Annotated in this window: 28 protein-coding genes and 1 pseudogene; 10 read left to right on the forward strand and 19 right to left on the reverse strand. The window is 64.8% G+C overall.

Annotated elements, in window-relative coordinates; translation table 11 throughout:
* Positions 1 to 208: 208 nt before the first annotated feature.
* The 4 genes and pseudogenes from modA (at position 209) to ACSHT2_RS11910 (ending at position 3017) form a co-directional block, all read left to right on the forward strand.
* A complete protein-coding gene (gene modA, locus ACSHT2_RS11895; protein WP_440641732.1) occupies positions 209 to 961 on the forward strand; it encodes a molybdate ABC transporter substrate-binding protein in 753 nt (250 codons plus the stop codon).
* Positions 962 to 966: 5 nt separating this feature from the next.
* Entirely contained in the window at positions 967 to 1653 is a 687-nt protein-coding gene (modB, locus tag ACSHT2_RS11900) for a molybdate ABC transporter permease subunit (protein WP_440641733.1), read from the forward strand.
* Positions 1650 to 2348 (forward strand): annotated as a pseudogene (gene modC / locus ACSHT2_RS11905) (molybdenum ABC transporter ATP-binding protein); the annotation flags it as partial. The gene modB and the pseudogene modC, both read left to right, overlap by 4 nt.
* A gap of 60 nt (positions 2349 to 2408) precedes the next feature.
* Positions 2409 to 3017 (forward strand): DUF2478 domain-containing protein, encoded by a 609-nt coding sequence (locus ACSHT2_RS11910; RefSeq protein WP_440642822.1) that lies wholly within the window; start codon positions 2409 to 2411, stop codon positions 3015 to 3017.
* Here ACSHT2_RS11910 and ACSHT2_RS11915 read toward each other — a convergent pair.
* The 11 genes from ACSHT2_RS11915 to nifH form a co-directional block, all read right to left on the reverse strand.
* Entirely contained in the window at positions 2991 to 3197 is a 207-nt protein-coding gene (locus ACSHT2_RS11915; RefSeq protein ID WP_440641734.1) for a TOBE domain-containing protein, read from the reverse strand. The genes ACSHT2_RS11910 and ACSHT2_RS11915 overlap by 27 nt on opposite strands.
* A 3-nt stretch (positions 3198 to 3200) precedes the next feature.
* On the reverse strand, positions 3201 to 3497 hold the full coding sequence (locus ACSHT2_RS11920; protein WP_239625737.1) for a ferredoxin family protein: 297 nt from the start codon (positions 3495 to 3497) through the stop codon (positions 3201 to 3203).
* Between the two features lie 38 nt (positions 3498 to 3535).
* Positions 3536 to 4843, reverse strand: coding sequence for an FAD-dependent oxidoreductase (locus ACSHT2_RS11925; RefSeq protein ID WP_440641735.1), 1308 nt, complete (start codon positions 4841 to 4843; stop codon positions 3536 to 3538).
* A gap of 14 nt (positions 4844 to 4857) precedes the next feature.
* Positions 4858 to 5964, reverse strand: coding sequence for an electron transfer flavoprotein subunit alpha/FixB family protein (locus ACSHT2_RS11930; RefSeq protein ID WP_440641736.1), 1107 nt, complete (start codon positions 5962 to 5964; stop codon positions 4858 to 4860).
* A 19-nt stretch (positions 5965 to 5983) separates the two neighbouring features.
* On the reverse strand, positions 5984 to 6826 hold the full coding sequence (locus tag ACSHT2_RS11935; RefSeq protein WP_440641737.1) for an electron transfer flavoprotein subunit beta/FixA family protein: 843 nt from the start codon (positions 6824 to 6826) through the stop codon (positions 5984 to 5986).
* A 195-nt stretch (positions 6827 to 7021) separates the two neighbouring features.
* Complete coding sequence (nifW, locus tag ACSHT2_RS11940) at positions 7022 to 7351, reverse strand: nitrogenase stabilizing/protective protein NifW (RefSeq protein WP_440641738.1); 330 nt, start codon at positions 7349 to 7351, stop codon at positions 7022 to 7024.
* Positions 7344 to 8111, reverse strand: coding sequence for a serine O-acetyltransferase (cysE, locus tag ACSHT2_RS11945; RefSeq protein WP_440641739.1), 768 nt, complete (start codon positions 8109 to 8111; stop codon positions 7344 to 7346). The genes nifW and cysE overlap by 8 nt, the downstream gene beginning before the upstream one ends.
* 7 nt (positions 8112 to 8118) lie before the next feature.
* Positions 8119 to 9300 carry a homocitrate synthase gene (nifV, locus tag ACSHT2_RS11950; RefSeq protein ID WP_440641740.1) on the reverse strand — a complete coding sequence of 394 codons (1182 nt, stop codon included), beginning with the start codon at positions 9298 to 9300 and terminating at the stop codon, positions 8119 to 8121.
* A gap of 141 nt (positions 9301 to 9441) precedes the next feature.
* Positions 9442 to 9864 (reverse strand): Fur family transcriptional regulator Irr, encoded by a 423-nt coding sequence (gene irr / locus ACSHT2_RS11955; protein ID WP_440641741.1) that lies wholly within the window; start codon positions 9862 to 9864, stop codon positions 9442 to 9444.
* Between the two features lie 69 nt (positions 9865 to 9933).
* Entirely contained in the window at positions 9934 to 10623 is a 690-nt protein-coding gene (locus ACSHT2_RS11960) for a nitrogen fixation protein NifQ (protein ID WP_440642823.1), read from the reverse strand.
* 111 nt (positions 10624 to 10734) lie between these two features.
* Complete coding sequence (nifH, locus tag ACSHT2_RS11965) at positions 10735 to 11619, reverse strand: nitrogenase iron protein (protein WP_440641742.1); 885 nt, start codon at positions 11617 to 11619, stop codon at positions 10735 to 10737.
* A gap of 393 nt (positions 11620 to 12012) precedes the next feature.
* Here nifH and ACSHT2_RS11970 point away from each other — a divergent pair, with 393 nt between their 5' ends.
* Both ACSHT2_RS11970 and ACSHT2_RS11975 read left to right on the forward strand, forming a co-directional pair.
* Positions 12013 to 12447: a response regulator gene (locus tag ACSHT2_RS11970; RefSeq protein ID WP_440641743.1), complete on the forward strand. Its 435-nt coding sequence runs from the start codon at positions 12013 to 12015 to the stop codon at positions 12445 to 12447.
* A gap of 10 nt (positions 12448 to 12457) precedes the next feature.
* Positions 12458 to 12868, forward strand: a complete 411-nt coding sequence (locus ACSHT2_RS11975) for an ArsC/Spx/MgsR family protein (protein ID WP_440641744.1) — start codon at positions 12458 to 12460, stop codon at positions 12866 to 12868.
* Between the two features lie 3 nt (positions 12869 to 12871).
* Here ACSHT2_RS11975 and ACSHT2_RS11980 read toward each other — a convergent pair whose 3' ends face one another.
* Genes ACSHT2_RS11980 through ACSHT2_RS11990 form a run of 3 tightly spaced genes read right to left on the reverse strand, consistent with a single transcriptional unit; the run spans position 12872 to position 13809 of the window.
* Entirely contained in the window at positions 12872 to 13225 is a 354-nt protein-coding gene (locus ACSHT2_RS11980) for a (2Fe-2S) ferredoxin domain-containing protein (RefSeq protein WP_440641745.1), read from the reverse strand.
* Positions 13222 to 13557: a Grx4 family monothiol glutaredoxin gene (grxD, locus tag ACSHT2_RS11985; protein WP_440641746.1), complete on the reverse strand. Its 336-nt coding sequence runs from the start codon at positions 13555 to 13557 to the stop codon at positions 13222 to 13224. Before grxD ends, ACSHT2_RS11980 begins: the two co-directional genes overlap by 4 nt.
* An 18-nt stretch (positions 13558 to 13575) precedes the next feature.
* Positions 13576 to 13809, reverse strand: a complete 234-nt coding sequence (locus ACSHT2_RS11990; RefSeq protein ID WP_440641747.1) for a BolA family protein — start codon at positions 13807 to 13809, stop codon at positions 13576 to 13578.
* 357 nt (positions 13810 to 14166) lie between these two features.
* Here ACSHT2_RS11990 and ACSHT2_RS11995 point away from each other — a divergent pair, with 357 nt between their 5' ends.
* The 4 genes from ACSHT2_RS11995 to ACSHT2_RS12010 are packed head-to-tail and all read left to right on the forward strand — an operon-like array spanning position 14167 to position 16047.
* Entirely contained in the window at positions 14167 to 14646 is a 480-nt protein-coding gene (locus ACSHT2_RS11995; protein WP_440641748.1) for a hypothetical protein, read from the forward strand.
* A 7-nt stretch (positions 14647 to 14653) separates the two neighbouring features.
* On the forward strand, positions 14654 to 14983 hold the full coding sequence (locus ACSHT2_RS12000) for an iron-sulfur cluster assembly protein (RefSeq protein WP_440641749.1): 330 nt from the start codon (positions 14654 to 14656) through the stop codon (positions 14981 to 14983).
* Positions 14984 to 15021: 38 nt separating this feature from the next.
* A complete protein-coding gene (locus ACSHT2_RS12005) occupies positions 15022 to 15786 on the forward strand; it encodes a dienelactone hydrolase family protein (protein WP_440641750.1) in 765 nt (254 codons plus the stop codon).
* A gap of 15 nt (positions 15787 to 15801) precedes the next feature.
* The gene (locus ACSHT2_RS12010; RefSeq protein ID WP_440641751.1) at positions 15802 to 16047 is read left to right on the forward strand and encodes a hypothetical protein; all 246 of its coding nucleotides are present in this window, start codon (positions 15802 to 15804) and stop codon (positions 16045 to 16047) included.
* A gap of 12 nt (positions 16048 to 16059) precedes the next feature.
* On the opposite strand, the gene ACSHT2_RS12015 is transcribed toward ACSHT2_RS12010, so the two are convergent.
* From ACSHT2_RS12015 to ACSHT2_RS12035, 5 genes are read right to left on the reverse strand one after another with little or no spacing between them, the layout of a single operon-like run.
* Positions 16060 to 16488 (reverse strand): group II truncated hemoglobin, encoded by a 429-nt coding sequence (locus tag ACSHT2_RS12015; protein WP_440641752.1) that lies wholly within the window; start codon positions 16486 to 16488, stop codon positions 16060 to 16062.
* A gap of 20 nt (positions 16489 to 16508) precedes the next feature.
* Positions 16509 to 16676, reverse strand: coding sequence for a hypothetical protein (locus tag ACSHT2_RS12020; RefSeq protein ID WP_319335272.1), 168 nt, complete (start codon positions 16674 to 16676; stop codon positions 16509 to 16511).
* An 11-nt stretch (positions 16677 to 16687) separates the two neighbouring features.
* Positions 16688 to 17137, reverse strand: a complete 450-nt coding sequence (locus tag ACSHT2_RS12025; RefSeq protein WP_440641753.1) for a Rieske (2Fe-2S) protein — start codon at positions 17135 to 17137, stop codon at positions 16688 to 16690.
* A gap of 18 nt (positions 17138 to 17155) precedes the next feature.
* On the reverse strand, positions 17156 to 17377 hold the full coding sequence (locus ACSHT2_RS12030) for a hypothetical protein (protein WP_061026935.1): 222 nt from the start codon (positions 17375 to 17377) through the stop codon (positions 17156 to 17158).
* Between the two features lie 16 nt (positions 17378 to 17393).
* Positions 17394 to 17702 carry a 2Fe-2S iron-sulfur cluster-binding protein gene (locus ACSHT2_RS12035; protein WP_061026965.1) on the reverse strand — a complete coding sequence of 103 codons (309 nt, stop codon included), beginning with the start codon at positions 17700 to 17702 and terminating at the stop codon, positions 17394 to 17396.
* Positions 17703 to 17731 lie beyond the last annotated feature (29 nt).

Below are 17731 nucleotides of genomic sequence, written 5' to 3' on the forward strand. Positions count from 1 at the left end.
CTTGCCGACGAATTGTCGGAAATCCGACGCGGATCATCGATCCCGCCGTTCGCAAGAGGCGGGAAGCCCCCTCTTTTGACGCCATTCTTGCAAGGCGCACACCAGACTGCGACCGCATATCCGGCACGCCGATTGCTGGGACGCTTCCGGCCGGCGCCCTGCAGCAATCGGGCTGCGCGGAAGCAATTGCCGGCCGCTGGAGTTCATCATGAAACGGTTTCGCTCGATTGTCGTCGCTGCAGGATTTCTGCTTGCATTTGCCGAGGCGCAAGCAGCACAGACCAACGTCGCCGTGGCCGCCAATTTCACCGACGCCGCCAAGGAGATCGCCGCCATCTTCAAGCAGAAGACCGGGCACGAGGCGGTGCTGAGCTTCGGTGCGAGCGGGCAATTCTACACCCAGATCACCCAGGGCGCGCCGTTCCAGGTATTCCTGTCGGCGGACGATTCACGGCCGAAGAAGCTCGTCGAGGACGGCCTCGCGGTCGCGGGCAGCCGCTTCACCTACGCGATGGGCAAACTCGTGCTGTGGAGCAAGTCGCCGGGCGTCGTGACGGGCGAGGGAACGCTGAAGGCCGCTTCCTTTGCAAAGCTCTCGATCTGCAATCCGGTCGCCGCGCCTTACGGTCTTGCCGCCGTGGAAACCATGAAGTCACTGAATCTTTACGACACCCTGAAGCCGAAGCTGGTGGAGGGCGCAACCATCACCCAGGCCTATCAGTTCGTCGAGACGGGGAATGCCGAGGTCGGATTCGTGGCGCTGTCGCAACTGACCGGCAGCGAGACCGGTTCGCGCTGGGTTGTACCGCAGGCGCTTTATAATCCGATCCGGCAGGACGCGGTGCTGCTGAAGACGGGCGCCGGAAACGAGGCTGCCGGCGCGTTCATCACTTTCCTCAGGGGATCCGAGGCGCGCGCCGTCATCGAGAAATACGGCTACGTGCTGGACGGGCAGAGCTGACGCGCATGGAGATCTGGTCGGCGGAGATACGCCAGTCGGTTCTGCTGACGGTCGAACTGGCCGCGATCTCGACCGCGATCCTGCTGGTGCTGGCGACGCCGCTCGCCTGGTGGCTGGCGCGCGCCAGGGGCTGGTGGACCGAGATCATCGCGAGCCTGGTTGCGCTGCCGCTGGTGCTGCCGCCGACCGTACTCGGCTTCTATCTGCTGGTGCTGCTCGGTCCGGATGGGCCGGGCGGGTGGCTCGCGGGTCTCTGGGGTGGGCGTACGCTTGCCTTCACCTTCGAGGGCCTGGTCATCGGCTCGGTGGTGTATTCGATGCCATTCGTGGTGCAACCGATCCGGAACGCCTTTGCCGCGATGGGCGAGCGTCCGCTCGAGGTTGCCGCCACCTTGCGCGCTTCGCCCCTGCGCACCTTCTGGACCGTCGCGGTGCCGCTGGCGCGGCCCGGCTTCCTGACTGGTGCAGTGCTCGGCTTCGCGCACACCGTCGGCGAGTTCGGCCTCGTGCTGATGATCGGCGGCAACATTCCCGGCCGCACCAAGGTGCTGTCGGTCGCGCTCTTCGACTATGTCGAAACCTCGCGCTGGCGTGAGGCGAGCATGCTCGCCGGCGGCATGGTGATCTTCGCCTTCGCCGTGATCCTCACGATGACGCTCCTCGACAAGCGTAACGCGAGGGCTGCGGCGTGAGAACGGCCGAACCCGCCCGCATCAATGCGGCCTTCCGCGGCAGGCTCGGCGGTTTCACGCTCGACGCAGAGCTCAGCCTGCCCGCCACCGGCGTCACTGCGATCTTCGGCCCTTCGGGTTGCGGCAAGACCAGTGTCGCGCGCTGTATCGCCGGCTTGCAGCGCATGGCCGACGGCTTTTGCGCGGTGGACGGCGAAGTCTGGCAGGATCATCGATCGTTTCGGCCCGTGCACCGGCGGCCGATCGGCTACGTCTTTCAGGAAGCCAGCCTGTTTCCGCATCTTTCGGTGCGGCGCAATCTGCTGTTCGGTGCTCCGAAGGCGGCGCGCGCGCAGATCGCGTTCGGCGAGGTCGCGGAGCTGCTCGGCCTTGCCGCACTGCTCGACCGCTCGCCCTACCGCCTCTCCGGCGGCGAGCGGCAGCGCGTCGCGATCGGACGTGCCCTGCTGTCGCAGCCAAAGCTCCTTCTGATGGACGAGCCGCTGGCCGCGCTCGACCGCACGACCAAGGACGAGATCTTGCCGTTCCTCGAACGGCTGCACGAGACGCTGTCGCTGCCGGTACTTTATATCAGCCACGACATGGCGGAGATCGAGCGCTTTGCCGATCACCTGGTGCTGATGGAGCAAGGCCGCGTCGTCGGTTCCGGCCCGCTGCACAGCCTCCACCCGATACCGCTGGCCGGGAGCCGCGACCGGCTTGGAGATTGCTCGCGACGACGGAAGAGCGTAGGAAACCCGACGAGGATGACTTCCATGCCGATCGACTTTCACGACATCGACCCGAACCGCGTCGCCGCGATCCTCTATCGTCCGCAGGACGACGTCGACGGCCTACTCGCCGACTTTGCTCAGAACCTCGTGCGGTCGGGCGAGCGGATCGGCGGCGTGGTCCAGCACAACGTCAAGAATGGCGCGGGCTGCCAGATCGGCATGCAGGCGGTCGACCTCATGACCGGCGCGGAGATCTCGATCTGCCAGCCGCTCGGCTCGGGCGCCATGGCGTGCAAACTCGACGCTGCGGGCCTTGCCGAAGCGGCGGTCGCCGTCACCCGCGCGATCGCGGCCGATGTCGATCTCGTCGTGATCAACAAATTCTCCAAGCAGGAAGCCGCCGGCGACGGCCTGCGCGACGAGCTGGCCTGCGCCATCGGCGCAGGCATCCCCGTGCTCACGGCGGTGCCGGAAAAATGCCTGGAAGCCTGGAATGACTTTACCGGCGGGATCGGCACCAGTCTGTTGTGCGAGCGAGGAGCGATCGACGGCTGGTGGCAGGACCTGTCGTCGCGCATCAAGCGGGCCCGTGCGGCGCGGCTGCCTGCCGATGCGCCCACGGCGCTACTTGCCGATCATCACGTCGGATGACTTGATCACGGCGGAGACGGTATCGCCGACCTTCAGCGCGAGATCGTCCACGGCCTCGTTGGTGATTGCGGAAAACACCACCAGGCCTGGCGTGAGCTCGATCTTCACATGGGCCGTCGTCGTGCCCTTGGTGACGGCGATCACCCGTCCGGGTAGAATGTTGCGTGCACTGAGCTTCATGGTTCAGCCGAACTTGAACAGAACGCCGTAACCGCCGCGCGGATAGCTCCACTCGATGTCGCCGCTCTCCTCACAGATCACACGGCATGTCCCGCATTCGATGCAGCCGTCGACTGTGATCTCGACCTGGCCCTTGTCATTGAGCTCGTAGCAGCGCGCCGGGCAGGCCTTCAGCATCGTCAGGAGTTCCGGCGACGGCGTGGTGTGCGGGCGCACCTTGATGTGGGCCCGGCCGGCATCGACCAGATAACGGTTGTAGAACAGCTTGTCCTCGACACGCACGGATGCTTCGATCGACATGGCCTAATCTCCATCGCCAGTTTTGCGTTTCCTTGAGGTCACCGCCAGGCACGCGCGAGGCGGAAGGCATCGCCAAACAACCCGCTCCACGACCGCGCCTTGATGAACGATTTGAACGTCGTCTTTTCCTTCTCGACCTTCGGCGTACCGTCGACGCGCAGGAAGTTCTGCATCGCCCTCGAGACGAGCTCCGGATAGGTCAGGAAGAAGCTCTGGGACTGGGTGTGCATCAGCGCAGGCATGTCCTTGTACTTCTTCAGGTCCTTGATGACGAAGGACTGATCCAGCATCGTCTTGTAGAGTGACAGATTTTCCGCCGTCATCGGATCCTTGCGCGACTTGACCTGGAAGATCGCCTCCGCTGCGATCCGGCCGGAAGTCATTGCGAGATTCGAGCCCTCGCGGTGGATGGCATTGTTGAGCTGGGCAGCGTCGCCGACCACGACCCAGCCTTCGCCATAGAGCTGCGGGATCGCCTTGAAGCCACCTTCGGGAATGAGGTGCGCGGCATATTCCTTCACCTCGGAGCCTTCGATCAGCGGGGCGACCGAAGGATGCCGCTTGAAGCGGTCGAGCAGCCCGTACGGCGTCTCGCCGGTGCGCTGGAAATCGGCGACGAGGCAGCCGATGCCGAGCGAGATGCACTCCTTGTTGGCGTAGATGAAGCCCATGCCGGTCATGCCGCGGGAGATGGTGCCGACGGCTTCGATTACCATGCCCTCGTCGCCCCTGAGATTGAAGCGGGCTTCGATGGTCTCGCGCGGCAGGAAATGCATCTCCTTCACGGCGAGCGCGACCTTGTCGGGCTTGGGTCGCTCGCGCAGGCCGGCGCGGGTGCCGAGCAGGCCATTGACGCCTTCCGCCAGCACCACGACGTCGGCATGGATCTCACCATCCGCCCGGTCGGTGCGCACGCCGATCACCTTGCCATAGGCGTCCTGTGCGAGCTCAGTCACCGTCGTCTCGCACAACACGGTCGCACCGGCCTCGCGAACCTTCTGCGAGAACCATTTGTCGAACTGCGCGCGGATGATGGTGTAGCGGTTCGGCTTCTCCTCGTTGAAATCGTCGGAGCGGTAGTGCAGGCCGGTGTGCGAGCGGTCGTCCATCATCCAGAAGCGCTGCTCGACCAGATGTCGCTCCAGCGGCGCGTCCTCGCGGAAGTCGGGGATCAGCTTCTCCAGCATGTCGGCATAGAGGATCGCGCCCTGCACGTTCTTCGAGCCGGAATACTCGCCGCGCTCGAGCTGAAGCACCTTCAGGCCGCGCTGGGCGAGCGTGAGCGCCGCGGCGTTGCCGGCCATGCCGGCGCCGACGACGATGGCATCGAACTTCTCCTCGATCATGGCGTACTCCTGTCTCAGCTGGCGATCCGGTCGCGCGTATGCGGCGACAGCCGGGCCCGGAACGCCGCGGTCAGGGCCGGAAGCAACCTGATGGCGTCGGTGACGATGCCCATGTGCGCGAAATCGAAGATCGGCGCGTTCCTGTCGGTGTTGATGGCGACGATCAGGTCGGCGCCTTCGACGCCCACGCGGTGCTGGATCGCGCCGGAGATGCCCGCTGCGATATAGAGCTTCGGCCGGATGGTCTTGCCGGTCTGGCCGATCTGCCGGTCGGATGTGACCCAGCCCTTCTGCACCAGCGGCCGCGAGCAGCCATATTCGGCTCCCAACACCGTGGCGAGCTGGCGCACCAGCTGAAAATTCTCCGGCGACCCCAGCCCCAGGCCGCCGGCGACGACGACGTCGGCATAGGCGAGATTGGATTTCGCGGAATCGCGATCAGGCAGAAACGACAGCACCTTGGTCACGATATCGTCCTCGATGAGGCCGAGCGGGTGGCTGACGATGCGGCCGAGGGGACGCGCGACACGATCCGGCATCGGCATCACACGCGGACGCACCGTCGCCATCTGCGGCCGGTAGTTCAGCGTGTAGATCGTGCAGAGCAGTGAGCCGCCGAAGGTCGGGCGCGTCGCGGCGAGCGAGCCGTCGGCATCGACGTCGAGCTCGGTGCAATCTGCGGTCAGCCCTGTGAGCAGAGTCGTTGCCACCGAACCTGCGAGATCGCGGCCGAGCGTGGTGGCGCCGAGCAGCAGGATCTCGGGCTTATGGCTGTTGACGACGTCGGTCAGCGCCTTGGTGTAGGACTCGTTGCGGTAATCGGCGAGCAGATTGTCGGCTACCATGTAGACGAGATCGGCGCCGTAGCAGAACGACTCCGCGGCGGCGCTCTGCGTCGCCTCGCCTTCGGGGCCGATCACGACCGCAGCGAGATCGACCTTGAGCTTGTCGGCGAGCTTGCGGCCCGCGCCCATCAGCTCCCAGGAGACTGGGTGAACCTGGCCACGCTCCTGCTCGATGAAAACCCAGACATGCTTGTAAGCCTTGAAGTGCTCGGGCAGCTCCTTCCTGGTCGCGGCGCGGCCCGCGGCGGGTGCGGCGGTCTTTGGTGCGGTGCTCATGTTGCTCGTTCCCCTCGCCTCAATAGCCGCGTGCCAACGCGGCGAGCTCGGTCTCCAGCGTCGGCTGGCGCTTGAAGATGGCGTCGATCAGCGCCTCCGCCGGCTGCTCGCCCGCCTCGATCAACGCTGCCTTCTCGCTGCGCGCCGCCGGCGCGAACACCCGCTTGACGATGGTGGGCGAGCCGCGCAGCCCGCATTTCGAGATGTCCTCGACACCGGCCTCCTGCGCGCTCCATTTCACGATGGACGCGCGCGCCGCACGCAAGGCGTCCGCCATCGCGCCGCGGCGGATCTGGTTGGTGGCTTCCAGCATGGTAACGAGGCACGGCAGCCTGGTGCGCAGGAGCTGTACGCCGCCCTCGGAGCGCCGTTCCGCATCGATGGTGCGGGCCTGCAAGTCCAGCGCGCTGATCCTGGCGACATAGGTCAGCTGCAACAGGCCGAGCCGCTTGGCGATGCCAGGGCCGACCTGCGCGGTGTCGCCGTCGATGGTCTGCTTGCCGGTGAACACGAGATCGGGCGCGCCGAACTCGGTCGAGATCTTGCGGATCGCGGTAGCGAGCGCATAGGTGGTGGCCAGCGTATCGGCGCCGGCGAAGAAGCGGTCGGTCAGCAATACCGCGCGATCGGCGCCGAAGGTCAGCGCCTTGCGCAAGGAATCCTCGGCCGACGGCGGACCCATGGTCAGCACCGTGACCTCGCCGCCGAACTGATCGCGCAGCTCGAGTGCCGCTTCCAGCGCGAAGAGGTCGTAGGGGTTGATGATGGTCGGCACACCCTGACGCATGATGGTGTTGGTCACGGGATGCACGCGAATCTGTGCGGAGTCGGGGACCTGCTTGATGCAGACGACGATGTGCATGCGCTTCTCCAGGACTCGTCTTCGGAAACCTCGTTCAGAGCAAGAACAGCAAGTGTCGTACCAACTGCGCGAACGATGAAATTCAGATGCGGACACAGCGACTTAGAAGAGTGACGGTATCGGTTGCATCCGCTTCGAGCCATAGAGCCGACAATGCCGCTGCGACATGCGTCGCAAATGCGACAGAGCACGGGCTCACTTCAGCGAGCCGATCTGCACAAATGTCGGCGTCTGCTTCGGCGCCGGCGCAACAGCGTCCTTCAGGACCTTGAAGACGCGCTGGTCGATCGGCGACGACGCGACGAAGTCCGCATAAGCCCGCTCCAGCACGGTCTTGCACCGCTCCGCCACGATCTCGTCCGCCACGCCGGCAAGATCCTCCCCGGCAAGGTACTGGCCCATGCGCCTGAGAATGTGCAGCCGCGCCACGTCGACGACCTTCGGATCGTAGTCGACGCCAAGCAGCGTGAAGAACTCCTCGGCCGCTGAGGCCTTGTTGAGTTGCGCGAGAATTCCATCAGCCATTGTCGGTCTCCATCAGGCTCTGCGGTGCGGCTGCACCGGCATCCCTGGCGCGCCTCTGCATGTGGCTCAGCCGCGCTTCCAGGAACTCGACGCGGTCGAGCAACACGGCGATGGCGTCGCCGACCGGATCCGGCATCAAATGGTGATCGAGATCGATGCGGCCGACGACGCGACGATGACCGAGCTGCGGACGTACGACGCGCGCGGGAATACCGACCACCGTGACGTCGGGCGGCGTGCCGTCGATCACCACCGAATTGGCTCCGACGCGCGAGCCGGCGCCGACCGTGATCGGCCCGAGGATTTTCGCGCCCGCTCCGACCACGACGCGATCTTCCAGCGTCGGATGGCGCTTGCCGGGAAACCACGACGTGCCGCCAAGGGTGACGCCATGATAGAGTGTCACGTCGTCGCCGATCTCGGCGGTCTCGCCGATGACGACGCAGGCGCCGTGGTCGATGAAGAAACGCCGACCGATGCGCGCGCCGGGATGGATGTCGACATTGCTCGCGAAGCGTCCGAACCAGGACAGCAGCCGCGCCGGAAAGCGCCAGCCACCGGCCCACAGCCGGTTCGCGATCCGATACCAGATGACGGCATGGATGCCGGGATAGGTCAGGAGTGTCTCGATCTGGCCGCGCGCGGCGGGATCGCGCTGGCGCACGCAGTTGACGTCCTCGCGGATCAACTTCAGCAGGGAGGGCTTGACCGATCCGGGAGGGGACGGTTCGGCGAGCGGAATATCGACGACACAGGCCATGGCATCCTCACGCGCAATTCAGGAGCGAGCGCTCGCGTACCTCGCGCCAGATCGCCGTCACCGTCTCGCGCGCAACGGCGCCCTTGTGCTCGACGGCATGCTGGCGGACGCGGGCGAGAACGGACTTTGCTTCCTCCGGGCTGACGGATAGCTGGAGCTCGGCCAGCAGCGCGGTGATCGCCGCGAGCCCGGAATGCTTGCCGATCACGATGCGGTTGGAACGGCCGAGCAGCCGAGGATCCAGCGCCTGGTAGGTGCGCTGATCCTTCAAGAGGCCGTCGACGTGAATGCCGGACTCGTGGGTGAAGACGTGCTCGCCGACGATTGCCTTGTTCAGGGGGATGGCGCGCGCGGCCGCGGCCGCGACCACGGATGCAACATGCTCCAGTTCGGACAGCACCACGCCGGTCTCGCGGCCGTAGAGCTGCTTGAGCGCGACGGCGACCTCCTCCAGCGGCGCGTTGCCCGCCCGTTCGCCGAGACCGATCACGGTGACCGAGGCATGGGTCGCACCGGCCTTGATCGCGGCGAGCGTGTTGGCCGTCGCCAAGCCCAGATCGTCGTGGCCGTGGAATTCGAGCTCGAGGTCGGTGGTGGCACGAACCGCCGCCAGCAACGCAAAGGCTGCGTCAGGATCGAGCACGCTCAGCGTATCGGCAATGCGGAAGCGCCGTGCACCCGCGGCCTTTGCGGTGGCGATCAGCTCGACCAGGAAATCGACGTCGGCACGCGAGGAATCCTCGCCTCCGACTGCGACGTCGAGGCCCCTGTCGCGGGCGTAGCCGACCACCCGCCTCACCTGCTCCAGCGCCGCCAGCCGCCCGCCGCCGAGCTTGGCGGCGATCTGCACGTCGGAGGCAGGGATCGACACATTCACCATGGAGACGCCCGCGTCGATCGCCGCATCGACGTCGGACGTCCGCATCCGGCACCAGCCGATCGCGGTCGCAGGCAAGTCGGCCTCGACGATGGCCCGGATCGCGCTCACCTCGTCATGGCCCATGGCGGGCGTGCCGGCTTCGATCTCAGTGATGCCGGCCGCGGCCAGTGCGCGCGCAATCGAGACTTTCTCCGCGGTGGTGAACGCGACGCCCGGCGCCTGTTCGCCATCGCGCAAGGTGGTGTCGTTGAGAACGACGGGCCGGGGCTGAACCCCGTCCGATCGTGTCGTTAGGCCGGGAAACGCCATCCGCGTCCTCCAATCAGTCATTCCGATCAGGAGTTCAGCAACCTGCGTGCCAGTGTCGGAATGACCGCCAAGCAATTGAGATTCATCAGCTTCCCGGCATCGCCCGGTTTGTCGCAAATGCGACAGCGTCAGACAGGCGTGTCAGGTGTCGGCGGACTTGCGGCGGACATGGATGATGATGTCGAGCCGCGAGATCTCATGGCCCGGCAAAGGCTCGGGCATCTGCTCGAGGACAAGCGTCTCGGGAATATCGATCAGGATACTCTCGTCGTGAAGGTAGAAATGCGGATGCACCGTCGTGTTGGTGTCGAAGAACGACCGCGAGCCGTCCGGCCCGATGCGGCGCAACAGCCCGGCCAGGGTGAATTGGTTCAGCGTGTTGTAGACGGTGGCCAGCGAGAGCTGGATGTTGGCCTCCACCGACTCGGCAAAGAGCATTTCGGCGGTGACGTGACGGTGTCCCTGGCCGAACAACAAATCTGCCAATAGCAGGCGCTGGCGCGTCGGCCGCAGGCCAGCGTCGCGCAACCGCTGGAACGTGGAGCAATCACCGTCCCGGAGCACGTGGCAATCGGATGGCCCTCCGTCCGCCACGTCGACAAATGACCTTTCGAATACGTATCCATGAGCACCTCACGCCAACCGGCCACCGGCATCGGCATGATCGTTGCCGCCCCGCAAATATTCCCGCCGGCGCTCAGCCATGCGGCTCTCACCGTTCTCCTCGCCAAAACAGAGGTCGAAATCGTTGCACTGCGTGCAGACCGGCGTCGTGCACATCACGAAGCCGTCGTCCTCGCACAGCATGCGGTAAAAGAAGCGCTTCCAGCGCATATTCCTAGTGTTGCGGGCGGCCAGCGGGGCAAAATGACGTGTCAGGAGGCGTGACAGCTCGGGCCGTTCGCGCAACCCGAGGTCTTCCCAGAGGTGTTTAGGCTCCATCGCACGCCGCGCCACCATCGCCGCGAGCCAGTGGCCGACATCGCCTTCGGTCGAACGTTGCGCGCGCAGGAGATCGCGCACCATGATGGTCTCGTCGTCGCTCTCGGAAGCGGATCTCGGCATCCAGGCGAACGCGCGGACCGTCGCTGAGGGGAAATTGCGAGCGAGCAGGTCATTGAGCTCCTGCTCCGACAGACCGGCACGCTCGGCCAGAGCACCGCCATCCATCACTGCTGCGGCCAAGATCGAGGCCAGCACATGACGATCGAAATCATCGTCGGCGCTGATATCGGCTTCCGCGGGGGCGCAGCCGGTCAGCAGACGGTAGAATTCTATTCCCGCATGCTTCCCGCTGGCATTGGGCCATGCCGGGGGATGCACCGTCGCTTCGCTCGTACTCGCTTGCGCCGCAATCACGAAACGCTCCGCCGGTTATGCCGCAGGGTCATCGAAGATATGCCGGCCCCCACACAAAGGGGGCCGGCAGGATCGTCAGGCCGTCGCGAGCTCGGCGGCAGACTTGCCGATCTGGCTTTCGTCGACCGCCTTCATGATGCCGTGCTCCATCAGCATGTCCTCGAGCTCGTCCATGCTGATCGGGGTCGGGATGATGCCCTTGCCGCCGTTGTTGTGGATCTTGTGCGCGAGCTTGCGATAGTGTTCGGCCTGCTGCGATTCCGGCGCGTATTCCAGCACCGTCATGCGGCGAAGCTCCGCATGCTGCACGATGTTGTCGCGCGGCACGAAATAGATCAGCTGGGTGCCGAGCTTCTTGGCCAGCGCTTCCGCCAGCTCCAGCTCCTTGTCGGTCTGGCGCTCGTTGCAGACCAGGCCGCCGAGACGAACGCCGCCGGAGTTGGCGTATTTCAGAATGCCCTTGGAGATGTTGTTGGCGGCGTACATCGCCATCATCTCGCCGGACATCACGATGTAGATCTCCTGCGCCTTGTTCTCGCGGATCGGCATCGCGAAGCCGCCGCAGACGACGTCGCCGAGCACGTCGTAGGACACGTAGTCGATGTCCTCATAGGCGCCGTTCTCTTCCAGGAAGTTGATCGAGGTGATGACGCCGCGACCGGCGCAGCCGACGCCCGGCTCCGGTCCGCCGGACTCGACGCAACGGATGTCCCTGTAGCCGACCTTCATGACGTCCTCGATCTCGAGGTCCTCGACGCTGCCGGCGTTGGCCGCGAGGCTCAGAATGGTATCCTGCGCCTTGGCGTGCAGGATCAGGCGGGTCGAGTCCGCCTTGGGATCGCAGCCGACGATCAGGATCCTGTGGCCCATCTCGGCAAGCGCCGCGAGCGTGTTCTGCGACGTCGTCGATTTGCCGATACCACCCTTGCCGTAAAACGCGATTTGTCTCAGTGAAGACATGTTGCTCTCCATCAACCGATTGCCAATGACTCCGCGCTGCTCGCGCGAGATTGCTTCTCTCTCAGAAGCGTGGGCCCGCGGGGTTCGGGAAGGAGAACATCGCTCGCCGGCGGCGTCGGCGTGTTCTCAGCCCTCACTCGTTGTTGCTGCATCCAAATAGCAACTGGCGTGCCATTCGCGGCTCGCCCACTAAGACGCTGATCGCGCTCGCGAAATATTTCAGCCCAGGCCGCCGACAGAAGCTGTGTCGAACCCTACAGAGGTAGGGCCTCTGTCAGAAACCGGACAAGGATCGCAGCGATTGCGGTGCAGAGGCACCGCGTTTTCCGCAGCGGTGCACGCGGAACGGAAATTGCTAATCCACGAGGTGAAACAACTCGAGGAGAATGACGGATGCAGATCGGTGTCGAGACGGCCAAGGCAGTCGACCAGCGGCGCGTGTTCGTGATCGACGAGGACGAGATCACCCGCGCCGCGCTCCAGTTCATGCTGCACGACGAGATCGAGACGCATGAGCTCGCCACTCCGGAGGAGGCCTACGAGAAGGGCGTGGACTGGCTGAAGCCCGACGTCGTGCTGCTCGGCGTCTCCTTCCTGAAGGCTCGCGGCCCTGCTCTGATCGGCGAGCTCGGCGCGAGATTTCCGGGCGTGCGCATTCTCATCGTCACCGACAAATCCGACGAGACCACCGCAGTCGAAGCGATGAAGGCCGGTGCCCACGGCGCGGTGGTGAAGCCGCTGACGCTGGAAGGCGTCCGCAGGAAGGTGGACACCATCCTCGGGCGTGGCGGTGCTGCGCCACTGGTCCAGCTCAGCATGATGAAATAGGAGCGCCCGCGTGGCGACCATCCTGTTCTACCAGAAGCCCGGTTGCGGGACCAACGCTCGGCAAATTCGCGCGCTGGAGGCGGCAGGTCATCAGGTGATCGCGAAGAGCCTGCTCACCGAGCCTTGGACGGCAGAGCGTCTGCTCGCTTTCTTCGGTGCGACGCCCGTCGCCTCCTGGTTCAACCCGGCCGCGCCGCGGGTCAAATCCGGTGAGTTGAAGCCGGCGGAAATCGACGCAGCAGGTGCGATCGCCTTGATGCTGGACGATCCCCTGCTGATCCGGCGTCCGCTGATCGACGTTGACGGCGCCAGATGCGCCGGCTTCGACCGCGAGCCCATTCCGTCACTGCTGGGCGGCGAGCGAAGCGACCTTCAGGGCTGCACACGGCCGGAGGCGATGCCCGGCTGCGACGGGCCGTGAATCTCACCTCCGCGCGAGGACCATCACCAGGCGGTCAACGCGCCGGTCCTGCTTCAGGTGCTCTTCGACAATCTCGTCAATATCTTCTGGCGTCGTCGGCCGGTACCAGACGCCGTCCGGGTAAACGACCATCAGGGGACCGGCGGCGCAGAAGCCGAGACAACCCGATGCGGTGAAGCCGACAACCGTAAGCCCCGTCGCCTCGATGGCCTTGCCCAGCCGCTCCCACAGCGGCCCGCCGCCGGACGCTCCGCAGCTTCCGCGCGGATGACCAGGAGGCCGCTGGGTGTGGCAGGCGAAGACGTGATGGCGATAGAGCTGCGGAAGCTCGAACTTCTCCGTCATTCCGTCGCTCATGGCGCCGCCACCGCTACGCCCTTGTCGTTCAGCACTGCGGCCAGCTCGCCCAGCTTGAACATCTCGCGCACGATGTCGCAGCCGCCGAGAAACTCGCCCTTGACGTAGAGCTGGGGAATGGTCGGCCAGCTCGAGAACACCTTGATGCCCTCGCGGATATCGGCGTCGGCGAGCACGTTGATGCCGGTGAAGGGCACGCCGAGACCGTTCAGGATCTGCACGACGGCGCCTGAGAAGCCGCATTGCGGCGCGGCTGGAACGCCCTTCATGAACAGCACGACGTCGCTGCCTGCGATGATGTCCCTGATACGTTGTTCAGTCGCTTCGCTCATGTTTCTATCCCTCCATATTCACGTCGGCACCGCCGTTTCGAGCGCGAGCGCATGAAGCGCCTCGCCCATTTGTCCCTTCAAGGCGGCGTAGACCATCTGATGCTGCTGAATCCGGCTCTTGCCGGCAAACGCCTGCGAGACGACGCGCGCGCCATAGTGATCGCCGTCGCCGGCGAGGTCGGTCACGATCACATGGGCGTCCGGAAACGCTTCCCTGATCAATTGCTCGATATCCGGTCCCGCCATCGCCATGTCGCACACTCCTGCTCTGCGCCTACTCCATGCAAGCGCCAAACCAGTTTTGGAACATGTGCGTTCAGAGGGCCTTGCCTGCCCCGGCCGCCGCCGCGATGTCCGACTTGCGACAACGCCGCCTGCGTGCATGTCGATGACGTGACGAACGCCGACGGCCTCGCTCCGGACACGGCGACCATGCCTCGCAGCGCCTCGAAACGACGCGCTTTCGCGGCGTTTCTCATTCGGCCCGGCTTTTGCTTTGCGAGGGTTGCATCCGTATTGCGATACGCCACAAGAGGAACTCGAATTGTCTCACACAGGCTCCAGCAGATTGGGCGATCGGCGCCCAATCCCGACGATGGCGAGCGCATCGTGACGGCCGTGCTCGTCGACTCCGACGGTATCAATTTCGGCGAGCTCGCACCCGAGATCGACTCGCTGCTCCAGCAGGGCGTGGTCAGCTATCGGCGCGACCCTCTCGAGGCCGATCGGATCTTTCGCAAGGCCCTGGATGCGGCCCCGACCGAACTCGCAGTCTATTTCTGCCTCTACAAGACCCACACCTATCGCGGCCGTCTCGACGAGGCCCAGAGCATCGCCGAGCGCGGGCTGCGTGAGGCCGCTCACCAGGCCGGCTGGAGTCCCGATTGGCGTGGCTGGCAGCCGCAGGCCGAGCTGCCGGACGGCGCCGGCCGCTTCGCGCTCTACACGTTGAAGGCGCTCGCCTTCATTCATCTGCGCAAGGACGAACGAAAGCAGGCCCACGAATTGCTGGCAGCCCTGCGCCGGCTCGACCCGACTGGGGCGGTCGGCTGGCCGGTCGTTGCGGCACTCGCGGAGGGACTTCAGTGAGGTGGCGATGACGACCACAGAGCTTGCCGACAACGAGACGCTGATCGCGGATATCATCGCCGCGCTGCGGACGGTGCACGATCCCGAAATCCCCGTGAACATCTATGACCTCGGCTTGATCTACCGGATCGAGCCGAAGCACGACGGCCTGGTCGAGATCGACATGACGCTGACCGCGCCGGGCTGTCCGGTCGCGGGCGAAATGCTGTCGTGGGTGGAGAAGGCTGTGATCGAGGTCGGCGACATCGAGAAAGTCGCGGTGCAGCTGGTGTTCGATCCGCCCTGGGACTCATCGCGGATGACCGACGACGTCAAGCTCGAGCTCGGCCTGCTCTAGCGGAACAACCAGAGACCCACCGGAGAGGAGAGGATGCAATGATCGAACTGACCGCCAGGGACGGAGCGAGTTTCTCCGCCTATCGTGCCGAGCCCGCGGACACGCCCAAGGGTGCCGTCGTGATTCTCCAGGATGTTTTCGGCCTCACCCCCGAGATCCGAAGGGTCGTCGATGCATTCGCAGTCGAAGGGTACGTCGCGATCGCGCCCTCCCTGTTCGACCGGGTCAGGCCGGGCATCAGCCTTGGTCACGACGACAGCGGCAAGGCCGAGGGCGCCGCGATCGGCGCGCAGATCGACAAGGAGAAAGCGATCTCGGACATCCAGACAACCGTCGACGCGGTGAAGGATGCCGGCAAGGTCGCGGTCCTCGGCTATTGCTGGGGCGGCGATCTCGCCTACACCGCGGCCAACAAGGTCAACGGCATCGCCTGCGCGATCGGCTATGACGGCAGCGACACCGTTGCCAATTATCGCGAGAAGCGCAAGGTGCCGACGCTGCTGCATTTCGGCGAGAGCGATCCCGAACTCCCGCTGGAGGCCATCACGCAATTCCGCGCCTGGCGCCCTGATGTCAGCGCCTTCACCTATCCGGACGCGACCCAGGGTTTTGGCTGCGACGAGCGCGGCAGTTTTCGCGGGGACGACGCGAGGAAAGCGCTGGAACGGACTCTGTTCTGGATCTCGCAATATGTCGAGGGACAGAAGCCGATCCTGTTGAAGAATGCCGGCACCTATGCCCAGGCAAAGACCGAGAAGAAGACAAAGAAGGGAAACGACGATCTCGGACCGCCCACGGATTGATGGAGTCCCCGCGCGATGCTGCCGACCACCATTCTCATCGACGATGCGCCGCGCTGCGTCGTGCGACCGACAGATACCAAGGATCTCAATCGTTTCATCCGTAACGGCAAGACCTTCCTGCTGGCCGAGAAGCCGGAAGGCAAGATCACACACCGCCTGGCAAATGATATCGAGATCGGCAAGTGGCAGAGCGGCCTTGCCTTGCACAAGGCATGGGGCGGCGCCGATGAGGAGTTTTTTGGATTGCCGCTGTCGGACTGACGCTGCGGCCCTTCAGCCATGCCCGCCGCGCGCATCATGCGGATTGCCGGCCTGGTTGCGCATCCAGTCGGCGAGCTTGGTGAGGGCGGCATCGAGCTCCTCTCGCGCCACGGCGTCGGCAACCGTTTCCGCCAGCGCGCCGCGCATGCAGAGCAGCCAGGCATCACGCTCGGCGCTACCGATCGGAAAGCCCATGTGGCGCTGGCGCAGCCGCGGGTGGCCCTTCTCCGGCGAATAGAGCTTTGGCCCGCCGGTCCATTCGGTGAGGTACCGATTCAGCACCTGCTTGGTCGACGTCAGGTCGTCCGCATGCATGGCGCGGATGCCGGCGGCTTCGGGGAGCGCGTCCATCCGGCGATAGAAACTTTCCACCAGGCGGTCGATGGCAACAAGCCCGCCGACCCGCTCGAACATTGAAACAGTAACCACCGTATCGCTCATGCCGACGCCTTCTGTTGTACTTACTCGTCCATGCTCGGCGACAGGATAACCTCTGCCGGCGCGCCGGGGCCTTGATCGGCGACAAATTCCAGCGTGGAAACGCGCGACAGTCCATCGCCGCTGTCCATCAGCACCACGGCGTCCTCCGGCAGATCCTTGAGGCGGTCGAGCAATTGCGCGACGGTCACGTCCTGCCCTCCTAATCCGGATGGATCATGATGTCCATGGTCTCGTCATGGTCGTCGAAGGCGCCGAACGGACGGTCGTCCTCGACCAGTCGTTCGCCGCACAAGCAGACCTCACCGTCGACCACGGCGAGCGCGATCGGCTGGAGGCTCTTGCCATTGCAGGGACCGTCAATGCAGAGCCCGCTGTCGATCTCGAACGTGGCGCCGTGGCGACCGCATTTGAGGAACGCGCGGTCCTGCGTGAAGAAGTCACCACTGCCGATGTTGAGCCAGACACCTTCATGCGGACAGGCATTGACGTAACCGACATAGTCGTTGCCATGGGTCCGGATCACGACGATCGGGAACGGCCTGCTTTCGCCTGACGCATCGAAACGCGACAGGCTGAACGCCCTCGCGCCGCCGCGCTCGATCCCGTCGCTCGCGCAGATGACGAAGACGTCGATTTCTCCCGGTTCCATGGTCACTCCTCCAGCCGGTCAGGCCGCCGGCGTAGCCGCCTGCCTCAGTGCCGTCAGCTCTTCGCGCGTTAGCCGGAACACACCCCGGCCGCCCGCAAGCGTCTGATAGACGTCGCCGGCCTTGTCGCTGAGGAAGTTGAACCAAGCCTGCGGCGTAAGGCCCTCGGGCCGCTCGCTGATCTCGACCACGGTGCCGTTCGGCGCAAAGCGCGTGTGAAGAATGAGCTTCTGCGTATCCATCGTCCTGCTCCCGCGCTCAGATGCCCGACGAGAAGCCGAGCAGCTCGATCTTGACATCCTCTGTGCCGAGCACGGTGGCCTGGCAGGCGAGGCGCGACTTCGATCCGACACCGACAATGGTGTCGAGCTTCTCGTTTTCGAGCCGCGCGATCTTCGACAGCCCCTTGCGCCCCTCCTGCACGAAGATGTGGCAGGAGCCACATTTCGCCTGACCCTCGCATTTGTGCGGGATCGCGATTTCGGCGCCGAGCAGCGCAGCCAGAAGTGTCGTTCCCTCGGAAACCTCGATGGTCTTGCCTGCGGGCAGAACGGTCAGTGTGGTCATGGTCGTCATCCTCTCTCGTTGGTGATCGG

This window comes from Bradyrhizobium sp. PUT101 (assembly GCF_052043945.1).
Classification (GTDB): Bacteria; Pseudomonadota; Alphaproteobacteria; order Rhizobiales; family Xanthobacteraceae; genus Bradyrhizobium.